Genomic DNA, 13,761 nt, shown 5'->3' with positions numbered 1-13,761 from the left:
GCTGAAAAGCGGGTTTTGTGTTTTCTCTAAATCAGAATTATAATTAACGAAATAGTATTGCGAAATGGAGCGCCCAAATGAAAAAGATTATGACAGCCGCCGCGCTGCTCGCGGCTTCCTGGACTGTGCTGCCAACTGTCCATGCGCGTATGTATGCGCACAACGTTAAAAAACGCGGACCTGACCGACCGGAAATCGCTCTTACATTTGATGATGGACCGGATCCTGCATACACACCTCTTCTATTAGACATGTTAAAACAATATAATGTAAAAGCCACCTTTTTTGTTGTAGGAGAAAAAGCGAAACTTTATCCTGAGTTAATCCGTAGAATGGAAGTTGAAGGCCATGAAATTGGCATTCATAATAACCGCCATATTTCAAACTGGCTCCTATCGCCTCCCGCATTAGAAAGACAGCTTATAAAAGCGGCTGACAGTATACATTCCATTACAGGAAATCGTGTCACCTTATACCGGCCGCCATGGGGACACTTTAATCCATTTACGCTCCCACAAGCGAAAGCATTTGACACAATTATGTGGACATCTATTCCAGGAGATTGGAAAAAAAACATGACCGCTGAAAAACTGGCTGAGAAATTGAGGATGGCAAGGTCAAACGGCGCCATTATTACGCTTCATGATAGCGGTGAAACAACCGGCGCCTACGAAAAAGCGCCCCTCATCATGATGGACGCGCTTCGTCTTTTTTTATCGGATCAGAAGTCCGCTTCTTTTTCATTTGTAACGGTACATACATTGTTCCGGACAAATTGATTCATTATTGGCTCGGTTTGTTTTTGAAGTGAGGGATTACATGGAATCATTAGTCATCGCGTATTTATCGAAGTATGGATATGCTATTTTATTTTTAGCCGGGGTCTTCGGTATCGTCGGCATCCCAGCGCCGGAAGAAAGTTTGTATGTGTATGTAGGCATGCTTGCCAAAAACGGATCTATTTCATTTCCCGGCGCTCTTGCATCATTAATAGCCGGCACGCTGACCGGCATGTTGATCAGCTATACACTTGGCCGAGTCATCGGTCAGCCGCTTTTGGACCGTTACGGAAAATATTTAGGTGTCACGAAAAAAAGGCTTCGAAAAACGATTATGCATTGGGATTTATCCCGTTCGCTTTTAGCCGGTTTTTTTGTCCCGGGAGTCCGTCAGTTTAACCCTTATTTTGCTGGAATTGCGAAGTTTTCCATTCCCGCTTTTCTTGCCCTCTCTGTTTTAGGTGCATTTATATGGGTATTCATGTATATGTCAGCAGGTTTTTTAATTAGCTCCTACATTAGAATTGAACCGGAGTATTTAGCAATTGCCGGTGCTTTGTTTTTTGTTTTATTTGTTATTCATTTTATTATCAAATGGAAAAAATCGTCATATTCCCGCCGTTAAAGGAGTCAAATTGACATGAAAATTATTGTGCTTCCTTTATTTCGTCTGTCGTCGGGCCATCATAAAGCAGCCGAAGCTATTATCGAACACATTAGTATGATTCGGCCGGATGCGAACATCCAAACTGTGGACATTTTAAGTTATTGCCATGAATCGCTCGAATCGGTCGTTTCAAAAATGTACATGCAGTGGATCAACAAAAAACCAGAATCATACAGCAAATTTTATAAATCGTTTATTTATACGCCGGATGGCAGAAGAAGCGAGCAAATGCCGCTTCATGTGTGGGACAAATACTTTGAATTCCGGCTTGCCCGGTTGATCGAAAAAGAACGTCCAGACTATATTATTTGTACACACAGCTATCCGTCGAAGCTGCTCAATCACTTAAAACGCCAGAAAAAGGTTACGGCACCGATCATTAATGTGTACACAGACTTTTTCGTCAGCGACGTATGGGGAAAACGCAGCATTGATTATCATTTTGTTCCTCATCTAGAAGCAAAAAAATGGCTCGTACGCCTCGGTGTTCCGGCAGGGCGCGTGTATGTGACCGGTATTCCGGTCCACCCTTCTTTTGAAGTGGACCATGTCCACACTAAACATCGTTCCATTCTTATCGCAGGCGGAAATAGTGGTCTGGGACAATTAGAAAAGCTGCTTCAGCATTTAAATGACCATACGCTTTCCTACACATATAAAGTGCTGTGCGGCCATAACGAAAAGTTACGGGCGCAAATTGACCTGCTGCGAAATCCGCGCATTAAAGCATTGCCGTACATGAGCAGCCGTGAAGAGATGAACCGGTTTTATGAAGAAGCGTCCGCCATTATTACAAAGCCAGGCGGCATTACCGTTAGTGAAGTGCTTGAAAAAGAACTTCCTGTCTTTATTTCCGGTGCACTCCCCGGGCAAGAAGAATTTAATGCAGACTACTTAAAAAAACGGGAACTCATTTATGAATTAACCGATGATGTCCCGATCGAGCAGCAAATTACAACAATTATTGATAGCGACATTGAGCGAAGCAAGTGGAAAAAACGGCTTGATCTATATAGTCTTGAAAAAGAGCAGACACTTACGACGACATTAACCGCGATTTTTGGCAGCACTTCTTCTTCTGTCCCGCTTTAATGAGCGGGTCTTTTCTTTTTATTGGTGAAGCTTTGATTGGCCATGCTATAATGTCAAACGAAGCGAAAATTTTCTTCACGGAAAGGAACTATTATGGAAAACTGGATTATTTCGATGATGGAGCAGTACGGGCTCTGGGGAGTTTTTTTCTTAATTGCGCTTGAAAATTTATTTCCTCCAATTCCGTCCGAAGTCATCCTTACATTCGGTGGTGTTATGACCGGACAGACAGATTTAACAGTTACCGGCGTCATTTTAGCTTCAACAGCCGGATCCGTTGCAGGTGCTGTCCTTCTATATGGCATCGGGTTATTAATGGATGTTGAAAAATTGGAGAAAATTATTGAACGATATGGAAAATTTCTTCGTGTAAAAAAAGAAGATATTCATCGGGCAGATGTCTGGTTTGACAAATACGGGGTATGGACGGTCTTTTTATGCCGCATGATTCCACTTATCCGCAGCCTGATTTCCATTCCGGCCGGGATGTCTAACATGAACTTTTTCTTGTTTCTTTTGTTTACAACAGCTGGAACACTAATTTGGAACACAGTTCTTGTTAATCTAGGTGCCGCTTTTTCTGATTCATGGCATACGGTTGTCGAGTATATGGATGTGTATTCAAATATTGTGTACGCGATTTTGGCTATTATCTTTATTGCGGCAGTTATTTGGTTTGTTAAAAAGTTTCGCAGCCGCTCTGTTTAATGAAGACTCCTTCGCGCTTCTCCTGGAGGCTGAGTCTTCTCGTCTTAAATGATAAAAGCGTCCTGGCCTTGACTTGGTCCGGACGCTTTTATATGGAACTGACAAAGCGGACATGACCCTTTTTCACACTGCAATTGGATGGTGTGGCTGTATACACTTCTCCATCCATATCAACACGCATGGGCCTGTCCGTCGCAATGGTAAATGACCGGACCCGATGGTGTTCAAGGTTTGCTGCGTGTTTGCCTGTAGCTTTTATTTTTTCTGTCTGAATCACTTCTTTAATAAGCGAAAATCCCGATTCTTTCACGATGATGAGATCCAGATAGCCGTCTTCGTGATTGGCTTCAAATGGGAGGTTAATCGTTCCGATGTAGTTTCCATTTAACGCTACAGCCATCACAGCATCCCCTTCAAGTTTCACTCCGTCCGCTTCAATCATATAATGAAAAAAAGGCGGGTTGCGGATGGTCTCCAATGCGCTTAAATAGTAGCTCATTTTGCCGATCATCGTTTTTTTATTTTCATCGATGTTTTCTGATGTGTCCGTAATCATGCCAATTCCCCAAAAGTTGACAAAATAGCGATCGTTCATCAAACCAAGATCCACATGGCGAACGCCGCCTGTTTTTAACAATCGGCATGCTGCATCCATTTCTTCCGGCACACCAATCGCTCGGCTGAAATCATTGCATGTTCCGCCAGGCAGCACAGCGACAACCGGCCCGTTTTCCAGCCGGGCAATGCCATTGACACATTCATGAATCGTCCCATCGCCACCGTAGAGGATGATAATATCATAATCACTTCCTCGCTCAAAACAAATTTTTTCTCCTTCTCCTGGCGCTGAAATGACCTGTTCCTCTAAGTGTTCTACTGCTTCTTTTAAAACAGGGACAATTTGTTCATTAATCGGCACTTTTCCTTTGCCTGCTTGTTCATTGTATAAAAGAAGCCCTTTGTTAAAATGCATCGTCATACGCCCCTTCCTTATCCAGGATGGCAGGAAGTCACCACTTTCAGCTGACCCTTCACTTCTCCGCTGCCTTGTAGCGCGCTCCATAGAGCCGCTCTTGATTTTGTTACCTTTGCTTTTACACCAAGCCTGGCAATATTATCGACAATTTGTCTTGTCCGGTCCTTACTCTTCATCGCGATCCATCCTTTTCGCTTTTATTTGTCTATACGTTCTTTATAAAAAAGTGTTTCATTTTTTTTTATCATCCTTTTTTATTTTCCCCATTTTAGCTTTTTCAATCCAGATCATTCACACTTTTTCGTGTATAGTTAAAGCAAGTATTTTATTAGAACGGATCGGTGATAAACGTGTTCATTGAATTGAGTCTTTTCCCATCGGCTGCCTACGTGCTGTTTGCACTGAATATTGTATCGGCATCTGCTGTTATTTTTCTTGAACGGCGCGATCCAGGCGCAACATGGGCCTGGCTGATGGTGCTCTTTTTCATTCCGCTTCTCGGCTTTATTCTTTACCTCGTTTTCGGGCAAAATTTAAGCAGGCAGCGGCTTTTTGATTGGGAAGATAAGAAAAAAATCGGCATTGAGAAACAAATTGCACATCAGAAAAAAGCAATTAAAAGCGGCCTCTATCCGTTTGCCAATCCACATACGAAAAAAAATGCGAAGCTCGTTTACATGCTGCTCAGTCATAATGATGCGGTCCTGTCTGAAGACAACAACGTATATATTTATACAGATGGTGTTGAAAAGTTTGAGGCGCTTATGAATGACATACGCAAGGCAAAAAACCACATTCATATTCAGTATTATATTTTCCGGAACGACGAGCTTGGGAAAAAACTCATTACATTATTAACGGAAAAAGCACTCACAGGTGTTGAAGTATGTATGCTTTATGATGACATGGGCTCTAGAACGCTCCGTCGCAAGGATTTTAAATTATTAACGGAAGCGGGTGGTGTGGTTGAAACCTTTTTTCCTTCCAGCATTCCATTTATTAATTTGCGCCTTAATTACCGGAACCACCGGAAAATTGTTATTATTGATGGGCAAATCGGTTACGTAGGCGGCTTTAATGTCGGTGACGAATATTTAGGAAAGAACCCGTCATTTGGCTACTGGCGCGATACGCATCTTCGCGTCGAAGGCAGTGCTGTACATGCACTTCAAACTCGTTTTATTTTGGACTGGAATCAAGCATCAAAGCGGCATGACTTTGTGTATGATGAGCGGCTGTTCCCTGTTCCAGACCATACAGGCAGCACTGCTATGCAAATTGTTACGAGCGGGCCGGATTCAGAGTGGGATCAAATCAAAAGCGGCTACTTTAAGCTTATTACGACAGCAAAGAAATCGATTTATATTCAGACTCCTTATTTTATTCCAGACGCGAGTATTTTAGACGCACTTCGAATAGCGGCCTTGTCGGGAATTGATGTAAAAATTATGATTCCGAATAAACCTGATCATCCATTTGTCTATTGGGCAACGTATTCGTATGCAGGCGAATTATTGAAAGCAGGAGCGAAAATTTATATTTATAACGATGGCTTTATTCATGCGAAAACGATTGTCGTAGATGAAAAATTAAGTTCAGTGGGGACAGCGAACATTGATGTACGGAGCTTCCGCTTAAACTTTGAAGTGAACGCCTTTATGTATGACTATGAAACTGGCAGCCGGCTGGCAAAGATTTTCTGGCATGACATGACAGTTTCCTATGAATTGACGCCAGCGCTATACCAGCAGCGGTCTAATTGGATTAAGTTTAAAGAATCTATTTCTCGGCTCCTGTCGCCGATCCTTTAAAGAAGCAGACATTCTGCTTCTTTTTAATTTGTTGCAATTTCGTAAATTCTTTTTGAACATTTTGTGAACATGTGTTATATTATATTTACAAACTAACCTATGAGGTGATTGATATGGATCAAGTATTAATGCAGCGTTTAAACAAACAAGGACTTATTTTCGCAGCGGTCCATACCGTGTTTTTCTTAAACCTCGTCATTGAATTTATCGTTTCCCGGTAATAAACAAAAGCCGTCTGCCACGTGCAGACGGCTTTTTCATTTGGTAAAATAAAAGAAAAAGGCGGTACATATATGAATAAGTCACAAATTGAATACAAGATTAGAGAATTGAAAATGGATTACATTCGTGTGCAAGGTGACATTGAAAAGTTGGAATCGACTGGACACGGCACGTCTAAAGCAGAAGAAATGCTGGTTGAAATGGAAAACGAATTAAAAGAGCTGAATAAACAGCTTCTTTCATTTGAAAAGTAATTAAATCATTGGTTTTGGTCACGAAACAAGCCGCCTCCTTTTCAGGGGCGGCTTGTCAGGCTGTCGACAAAGTCGTCAGTTTTTTTGAAAGAGCCGATAGATGAAGCAAAAAGGACTTCGCTTTCCGCGGGCAGTGCGTGAGCCTCCTCGTCGCTCCCGCTCCTGCGGGGCCTCACGTTCACCGCTGTTCCCGCAGGAGTCTGCGTCCTTTTTGCTTCACCCCGTTTTTTAGAAGAGCAGCGAATATTCGTGCCGTTTTTTGGCTGGCTGTTATTCGCAAAAACGAGTGGGCACTGTAACGGTCCCATTTTGGCGCTGTCGCCAGAGGAGCATGTCCCCATGAACCGGCTCTTTTATGCGCTGCTTTTATAGAAACAGCGGCGGCGGGCTTGCGGCGAAGACTCCTGCGGGACTAGCAGGCCAGGTGAGATCGGTGGAGGCGCGCAGCGACGGAAACGAGCTCAGCGCCTGCCCGCGGAACGCGAAGTCGCGAGCCCGCCGCATGTCGGCTCCAATCAGAACGCCCTAAACCGCCCTAACCAAAGAACAATGGTACGTAAGAAAAAACAGATGTGCTGACAAAAGGTTTTATTTGTCTACACTCTGACAAGCTGCCTCCTTTTCAGGGGCGGCTTGTTTCGTTTAGTAGTAACGCCATGATTTTTCGTACACTTCAATTAAATTCGGGCGAATTAATGTGTTCGGCTGGAGTGTTGCTCCATCCTCCATCACCGCATCTTCATCTTTTCCGAACTTCGCCAGCGCCGGTAATACATCGGCGGTTAAATACCGTGTATCTTTTAAAAGAGTTAGCTCTTCCAGCTTAATACCGTTTCGCGATGCCATGACATAACCCCAGCCGCCAAAACTCGGAATATCCGCATGAAGGTTTTCCGTTTTTAGTCCGGCCGCCTGCACGGTCCGGTCGATCGTCCAGTACACTTTTGGCGCAAATACGGGACTGGTCGCCTGCACAATCATTGCCCCGTCCGGCTGCAGATGATTGCGGGCAAGGGAGTAAAATTCCTGCGTGTATAATTTATTCAATGACTCATTGTTCGGATCGGGTAAATCGATAATGACCACATCATAAAAACCTTCAGCTTTTTCTAAAAACTGAAACGCGTCCTCATTCACGATGTCCACACGCGGATCATCCAGTGCTCCCTCATTTAAATCGGTTAATAAATGGTTCGTTCGTGCCGTTTCCGTCATCGCGGGATCAAGATCGACAAGTGTTACGGTTCCAAGATCTTCATACTTTAATAGTTCACGAACAGCGAGACCGTCTCCGCCACCTAACACAAGCAACCGGTCATGCCGTGCAGCCGCTGCCATCGCAGGGTGAACGAGAATTTCATGGTACCTATGTTCATCAGATGAGCTGAATTGCAGCTGGCCATCTAAATACAAACGTGTATCCCCTTGCTCTCTCGTTAAAATAATTTGCTGATAAGCGGTTTGCTCAGAAAAAACGACCGGGTCTTTGTACAGCTTTTGCTCGAAATGAAACGCCGCTTCTTCCCCAAAAAGCGCACCAGCAATTAAAATACATAGAAAAGCAACGCCGGATATCGCATGAAGCCGAAACCGTTTCAGTTCATGACGGAATCGAAACACAATCCAGATCGCCACTGCTATATTAATGAGGGCAACGAGAAATGATGTTTTCACAAGACCGAAATACGGACGAAGCAAAAATAAAAACAAAAGACCGCCTATAAGACCGCCGGCGTAATCTGAAAACAGAACCTTAGCCGCACTTTTTTCAAGAGACACACCAATTTCATTTGCTTTCCGAATTAAAATAGGCAGCTCAACACCTGTCAACGTTCCGACTAACAATGTGACGCTATATAAAAACAAAGCGTCCGTTCCGTCTGGCAAATACGCCGTCACCCCGAACAGAAGCATGGCGGAAAACCCGCCGATGAGACCAATGCTGTACTCAATCCAAATAAAAGAAGCAATTAAATGCCTTGTCATTTTTTCGCTTATGTATGCCCCGATGCCCATACCGGTTAAAAAAAGGGAGATGGTGAGCGTATACTGCTTCACTCCATCTCCTAAAATGTATGAACCAAGTGCACCGAACAGCACTTCAAAAATGATTCCGCAAATCGAGACAATACCCGATGCGTAATAAATTGACCGGCTTTGCCGGAGAGATTCCTGTTCAGTCATCAAAACACCGCCTTACGAAATCGAAGCGCCGATAACAAACGCCAGACCGATCGAAACGGAAAACGAAACGATCCCGACAGCCAAATTTCCTTGTTTGAGCTGCTCCTCAACCGAAAAGCTTCTTGTTAGTACTTCAAACAATACATATGCCACAAGCTGAAGCACCATACCAAACAAGCCCCAAATGATCGTTTCACCAATTGTATCATTGTGGAAAATAGAAAATGTAATAATAATGCAAATACCGATAATTTTCCCGCCGATCGACAGCGCAACGGCTGCATTGCTTCCTTTTATTTCATCCCAATCTTTATACTTTTTGGTCATCAGTTCAAAAATAACCAGCCCGACAATCACCACCGCAATGGCCACTGCATAATACAAAAATGTCAGTAAAAATGGATTCACAGCTGCATTCCCTCATTTCGTTTCATTATTTTCCTTCCCCCGGACCACCGCCGCGGAATGTAGAACCCCGGCCATAAGAACCTGATGAAAAAGTGCCTGTCCCATAGTAGCCGCCGCCGGAATAACATCTATCCTTATTATTTCGGCACTTATTTGTCTGCGTCCGCTCCCACCCTGAGCCAAACCGCCCACTTAACATGGAGCCAAGAAACATCCCCGTAAAAAAGCCTGGACTATAGTGTGTACGGACAAATTCATCTTCGGCTACTTCAACAAGTGTGGATCCAGGGTTGTCCGGATCTTCTGTTAAGATAATAAATTCATTATCATACACAAGCACCTGGCGTCCGTCCACTTCTTCACCGACTTGTTCCGGTTCTTGTATATCGACAAGCTCAGTCGATGTATCTGCCACACTTTTATTTGTACGGTAGACCATCGCCCGATCATTTGTATTCGAGCTGTTTTGTACGGCATCGATAAATGTATAGTTTTCATCGATATAGTCATCCGCTTCCTGTAAGCCGCATGCAGCCAGGAAAACGGCCGCTGCAATGGTCATTGTCAGCCATTTCTTTTTTCTCATATGAAAACACTCCAAATGAACAGAAACGGCCCGCCGCACCGGGCGGACCGCGGTTCCTTATTCTTTTCCGAGCTTTTGCTTAAGTGCGGCCAGTTCATCATCCACTGCACTGTTTTTCTTTATTGCAGCTAATTCATCATCCAGGCTGCGCGAACCTGCCCGTAAATCTTCTGATGTTTCTGCTTCTGCTTCATACTGCATCACTTTTTCTTCCATCCGTTCAAAGCCGCGTTTTGATTCATCATTGCCGACAGAGGACATCGCCCGGTTCATTTTCGTCCGTGTTTTTGCGGATTCTGCGCGTGCTTTTAACGAATCTTTTTTCAGCTGCATTTCTTCATACTCGCGTTTCATTTCTGACAATTTTTCTCGAAGAACCGCTGCATCCGCCGCTGCCTGTGCGTGGGCTTCTTTCATTGATTCCGCTTGTTTTGCATGATTGTTTTTATCTTCAAGCGCGCGGCGAGCCAAGTCTTCATTCCCTGCTTCAATGGCGTCAACGGCTTGCTGCTGGCGTTTTTCCACCATGCTGTCTGCATCGTCATATTTCTTTTTTAACATTTTTTCGTTTGCCAGCTGTTTTGCTACCGCTGTTTCCGCATCGCGAATATCCGCAGACATTTCCCGCATAAACTGGTCCAGCATTTTAACCGGATCTTCCGCTTTATCAAGTGTTGCATTCAACTCAGATCCTACATACGTCTGCACACGCTTAAAAAATTGAAACATTTTCTCTCCTCCAATGTTGGTTAGCTTCCCGCTAAAACGGTGATTTCATATTCCTCAATTTCATACCCGTAACTGACTTCCACATCGCCGCCCCATACTTCAACAGATAGGAAATGCTCTTCTGAATCATCCATGTAGTCATAGTAGTCCACGTTTTTGCCATGAACATTTTCACTGCGGCCTTCTGCTTTTACATACGCCCGGCCTTGCTCTTCTAAATAATAGGTTCTGCCGTCGTAAGTAACTTTTTTTGAGCCCGGTTCAAGGCCTGGCACACGAACGGTCTCGTACATGCCGACTTCGAGTTCATCATCAAGCTCTACGCTGAGCCAGCGGATTTTACCATCAGCAGCCAGCTGATACGTATCCCAAAAATAACCACTGTCGTTGTAATGGATTTTACCTGTTACTTCGTAGTCAGCCAAATCGTACGTGACAAAATCACCTACACGTAAATTAAGCAGCGTCCGTTCTTTCGCTTCCGGCACACTTTCTTCGGCTCCGCCGAAAAGCCGCTTCCAAAAACTCATGTATTTTTCACCTCAATGCCATATACGAACTATTTATAGTAAAGTTTCATTTTTTGTATAACGAAGAATGGCTTTTATTAAATGGAAAACTTAAGAAAGCGTTTGTTTGTTGGAAAAAACAGCCCAAAGCAGTCTTTTATGGAATAAATACATTAATGTGACCTTTAAGCACCTCAAGATCAAATGGAACCGGGTCACCCAGATCGCCATCCACATTGGCTGTAAGCTCCATTGTCGACCGGATACTCGCTTTTCTTGTACGGAAATATAAAACGTCCGGATCTTCCTGAAAGTCACCTTTCAATAAATTTGCACCGATACGCAGCAATTTCGGCAGCCCCACATCTTGTACAATAAAGCAGTGAAAAAAGCCATCTGCCGCTTCTGCATCTGGTGCTAACTTCTCAAATCCACCAACTGAATTGGTCAGTGCAGCCAGAAAAAGAAGTGATTTTTCTTCATATACTCGGTCATCCGCTTCTACGGTAAGGTGAAATGGTGTTTTTTCTTTTAATGTTTTCAAACCTTCCACCAAGTAAGCAAGCGCACCAAGCGTTGTTTTTTGTTTCGAGGTGACTTCTCCAGTCGCTTCGGCAATCCCGCCAATTGCTAAAATGTTCAGGAAATAACGGTCATTTATTTTGCCGATGTCAGCTGGTCTTGTGTTTTGGCCTAAAGAAGCGATCGCTTCTTTAGGTTCAAGCGGTATATTTAACGCGCGCGCAAAATCATTGACAGTACCAAGCGGGATGACCCCCATTACAGGGCGGTGCGACTGTTCGGCAAGACCGTTTACCGTTTCATTCATCGTACCATCGCCGCCCATCGCAATTACGGCATCAAGCTTTCGTTCGCATGCCTCCTTCGCAAAACGCATTGCATCTCCTTCTCCTTCGGTTAAGCGCGTTTCTACATGGTATCCGGACTTCTCAAGCTGTCCTTTAATTTGGTCAATGTGTTCTTCAGCTTCTTCTTTCCCTGAAGATGGATTTGCGATAATCATAGCTTTTTTCATGCGTATTGACCCTCCTTGTTTTCTTGATCGGCGGTTCCGGTAAAACTGTCCGGTACCCAGTTCGTCATTCAGCAGCAGCTCCATTCGTTCTAAATCTATTTTCGTAACCGGCGGGTCTTTCTCGGACCAATTCACGATGTAAATAAAATAATACGTATGAATAAGCCGAAAGATGACATTCGAATGTGGGAAACGCTCGTAAACCGCTTTAATGTTATAGCGTTTCGTATATGTCCAGCTGACTAATTTCATGATCCTTCACCTAACGGTTGTATACCCGAATTTTGACGAAAAGAACATGGCCATGCACGCTTTTTCGGCAAAAACAGTGAAAGGAAAAAAGCGAGCGGTATTGAATGTATTAAAGAAGACAAAGGAGGGGTTTCTATGCACACAACAAAAGAAGCAGCCGCCGCCTTAGACATCAGTCCGTCAACGCTAAACAAATATGTCATGGCACTTGAAGGAGCAGGCTTCCGGTTTGAGACAGGAAAACGCAATGGCAGGTTGTTTGATGAAAAAGAAATGGCTACAATCCGTCAGATGATTGACACTGCAGCCGCTCAAAACCTTCCTCCCGGCCAGGCAGCCAATGCGATCGGACAAAACGCTTATTTTTCTTTAATTGAAGAACGTCTCTCTGCTATTGAACAGCGGCAGGATCATTTAATGAATTTGTATGAAGATCTGTCTTCTAAACTGGCCCGCCTTCCTGTTCATCATATTCCCGACTACTCGCCGCCTTCTTTTTTATTTTCACCGCGCCGAAAAGCAGGATTTTTAAGCTTTTTGTCGAAATAGGATAGAATGTTGAAGGAACTTCTCCTAAAACTGCACACGTCCTGTGTGCAACGGAGAACCCAGAACATCCTGTTCTAAAGGAACTTCTCCTAAAACCGTACACGTCCTGTGTGCAACGGAGAACCCAGAACATCCTGTTCAAGTCAGACTATGTGAAAAAGAAGGAGAACTCTATTTTGAAAAAAGCAATCTTTTTTGACCTCGATGACACACTCTTAGATGATAAAAAAAGTATTCAAACGGCTTTTGATGTTACATGTGGTGAACTGGCAGAAAAATTCAAAAAAAATGCGGCTGATATCGAAGAACACGTTCGCGCTGCTGCCCGCGCGCAATATGAAACATATGACTTTTATCCGGTCACTATTTCAATTGGCATTAACCCGTTTGAAGGACTGTGGGGAGACTTTGGCGACGTGCACCATAATGGTTTCCGTTCCATGGGAGACCAAATTGCCGACTACCAATTAAAAACATGGGAAAACGGTTTAACCGCAGCAAGCATTCCATCTTCTGAAGCGGACTGGGCACGTGAGCGGTTCCGCAGCGTTCGCCGCAATTCCGCTTTTGTTTACGAAGAAACATACGATGTGCTGAATACACTGCGCGATAAAGGAATTCGTCTCTTGCTCTTAACAAATGGTGCCCCTTCTCTTCAATTAGAAAAATTGACGATGACACCGGAGCTCGTTCCTTATTTTGAGCATGTGTTAATTTCTGGACATTTCGGCTTCGGAAAACCGGAAAAAGCAATTTTTGAGCACGCTTTAAGGTTGATGGATCTTAAACCGAGTGATGTCCTAATGGTGGGCGACAACCAAGGAACGGATATTTTAGGTGCAACCCGTACCGGCATTGAATCCGCCTGGATCGACCACGGTGAAGGAAAAGTAATCGAAGGCGCAAATCCAGTTCACACACTCAGCCGGCTAAAAGACATTCTTTCACTTATTGAATAGGTTTATACTTATCAAGAACGGGTAAACAAATGTGAAAAAG

The 13,761-nt window shown here is 43.8% G+C and carries 16 protein-coding genes; 8 read left to right on the top strand and 8 right to left on the bottom strand.

What is annotated here, in order from left to right:
- Window positions 1–77 precede the first annotated feature (77 nt).
- The 4 genes from NLX67_RS16770 to NLX67_RS16755 all read left to right on the top strand — a co-directional run bounded on the left by NLX67_RS16770 (window position 78) and on the right by NLX67_RS16755 (window position 3,246).
- Window positions 78–779 (top strand): polysaccharide deacetylase family protein, encoded by a 702-nt coding sequence (locus tag NLX67_RS16770; protein ID WP_046179971.1) that lies wholly within the window; start codon window positions 78–80, stop codon window positions 777–779.
- 40 nt (window positions 780–819) lie between these two features.
- Window positions 820–1,404, top strand: a complete 585-nt coding sequence (locus tag NLX67_RS16765; protein WP_254312650.1) for a DedA family protein — start codon at window positions 820–822, stop codon at window positions 1,402–1,404.
- 15 nt (window positions 1,405–1,419) lie between these two features.
- Window positions 1,420–2,538 (top strand): MGDG synthase family glycosyltransferase, encoded by a 1,119-nt coding sequence (locus NLX67_RS16760; protein WP_254312649.1) that lies wholly within the window; start codon window positions 1,420–1,422, stop codon window positions 2,536–2,538.
- Window positions 2,539–2,631: 93 nt separating this feature from the next.
- Window positions 2,632–3,246, top strand: a complete 615-nt coding sequence (locus NLX67_RS16755) for a DedA family protein (protein WP_254312648.1) — start codon at window positions 2,632–2,634, stop codon at window positions 3,244–3,246.
- 88 nt (window positions 3,247–3,334) lie between these two features.
- Here the strand turns inward: NLX67_RS16755 and NLX67_RS16750 are convergent, their stop codons facing one another.
- The gene (locus NLX67_RS16750; RefSeq protein WP_254312647.1) at window positions 3,335–4,225 is read right to left on the bottom strand and encodes a diacylglycerol/lipid kinase family protein; all 891 of its coding nucleotides are present in this window, start codon (window positions 4,223–4,225) and stop codon (window positions 3,335–3,337) included.
- Between the two features lie 11 nt (window positions 4,226–4,236).
- Window positions 4,237–4,398, bottom strand: a complete 162-nt coding sequence (locus NLX67_RS16745; protein ID WP_169818478.1) for an Lmo0850 family protein — start codon at window positions 4,396–4,398, stop codon at window positions 4,237–4,239.
- 186 nt (window positions 4,399–4,584) lie between these two features.
- Here NLX67_RS16745 and cls point away from each other — a divergent pair, with 186 nt between their 5' ends.
- Window positions 4,585–6,033 (top strand): cardiolipin synthase, encoded by a 1,449-nt coding sequence (gene cls, locus NLX67_RS16740; RefSeq protein ID WP_256519946.1) that lies wholly within the window; start codon window positions 4,585–4,587, stop codon window positions 6,031–6,033.
- A 293-nt stretch (window positions 6,034–6,326) separates the two neighbouring features.
- The gene (locus NLX67_RS16735) at window positions 6,327–6,509 is read left to right on the top strand and encodes an SE1832 family protein (RefSeq protein WP_254312645.1); all 183 of its coding nucleotides are present in this window, start codon (window positions 6,327–6,329) and stop codon (window positions 6,507–6,509) included.
- A 642-nt stretch (window positions 6,510–7,151) separates the two neighbouring features.
- On the opposite strand, the gene NLX67_RS16730 is transcribed toward NLX67_RS16735, so the two are convergent.
- The 6 genes from NLX67_RS16730 to NLX67_RS16705 form a co-directional block, all read right to left on the bottom strand.
- Window positions 7,152–8,693 carry a polyamine aminopropyltransferase gene (locus tag NLX67_RS16730; RefSeq protein ID WP_254312644.1) on the bottom strand — a complete coding sequence of 514 codons (1,542 nt, stop codon included), beginning with the start codon at window positions 8,691–8,693 and terminating at the stop codon, window positions 7,152–7,154.
- Between the two features lie 12 nt (window positions 8,694–8,705).
- A complete protein-coding gene (locus tag NLX67_RS16725; RefSeq protein ID WP_046179966.1) occupies window positions 8,706–9,101 on the bottom strand; it encodes a DUF350 domain-containing protein in 396 nt (131 codons plus the stop codon).
- A gap of 25 nt (window positions 9,102–9,126) precedes the next feature.
- A complete protein-coding gene (locus NLX67_RS16720) occupies window positions 9,127–9,687 on the bottom strand; it encodes a DUF4247 domain-containing protein (protein WP_254312643.1) in 561 nt (186 codons plus the stop codon).
- Between the two features lie 57 nt (window positions 9,688–9,744).
- Entirely contained in the window at window positions 9,745–10,416 is a 672-nt protein-coding gene (locus NLX67_RS16715) for a PspA/IM30 family protein (RefSeq protein WP_046179965.1), read from the bottom strand.
- Between the two features lie 20 nt (window positions 10,417–10,436).
- Complete coding sequence (locus NLX67_RS16710) at window positions 10,437–10,946, bottom strand: DUF4178 domain-containing protein (RefSeq protein WP_254312642.1); 510 nt, start codon at window positions 10,944–10,946, stop codon at window positions 10,437–10,439.
- A gap of 136 nt (window positions 10,947–11,082) precedes the next feature.
- Window positions 11,083–12,213: a diacylglycerol/lipid kinase family protein gene (locus NLX67_RS16705; protein WP_254312641.1), complete on the bottom strand. Its 1,131-nt coding sequence runs from the start codon at window positions 12,211–12,213 to the stop codon at window positions 11,083–11,085.
- A 135-nt stretch (window positions 12,214–12,348) separates the two neighbouring features.
- Here NLX67_RS16705 and NLX67_RS16700 point away from each other — a divergent pair, with 135 nt between their 5' ends.
- Window positions 12,349–12,762 carry a MerR family transcriptional regulator gene (locus NLX67_RS16700; RefSeq protein WP_046179963.1) on the top strand — a complete coding sequence of 138 codons (414 nt, stop codon included), beginning with the start codon at window positions 12,349–12,351 and terminating at the stop codon, window positions 12,760–12,762.
- Between the two features lie 176 nt (window positions 12,763–12,938).
- The gene (locus NLX67_RS16695) at window positions 12,939–13,721 is read left to right on the top strand and encodes an HAD family hydrolase (protein ID WP_254312640.1); all 783 of its coding nucleotides are present in this window, start codon (window positions 12,939–12,941) and stop codon (window positions 13,719–13,721) included.
- Window positions 13,722–13,761 lie beyond the last annotated feature (40 nt).

The sequence above is a fragment of the Domibacillus sp. A3M-37 genome, from assembly GCF_024213455.1.
In the GTDB taxonomy this organism is placed as follows: Bacteria; Bacillota; Bacilli; order Bacillales; family Domibacillaceae; genus Domibacillus; species Domibacillus tundrae.
This window is presented reverse-complemented; position numbering and strand designations above follow the sequence as displayed.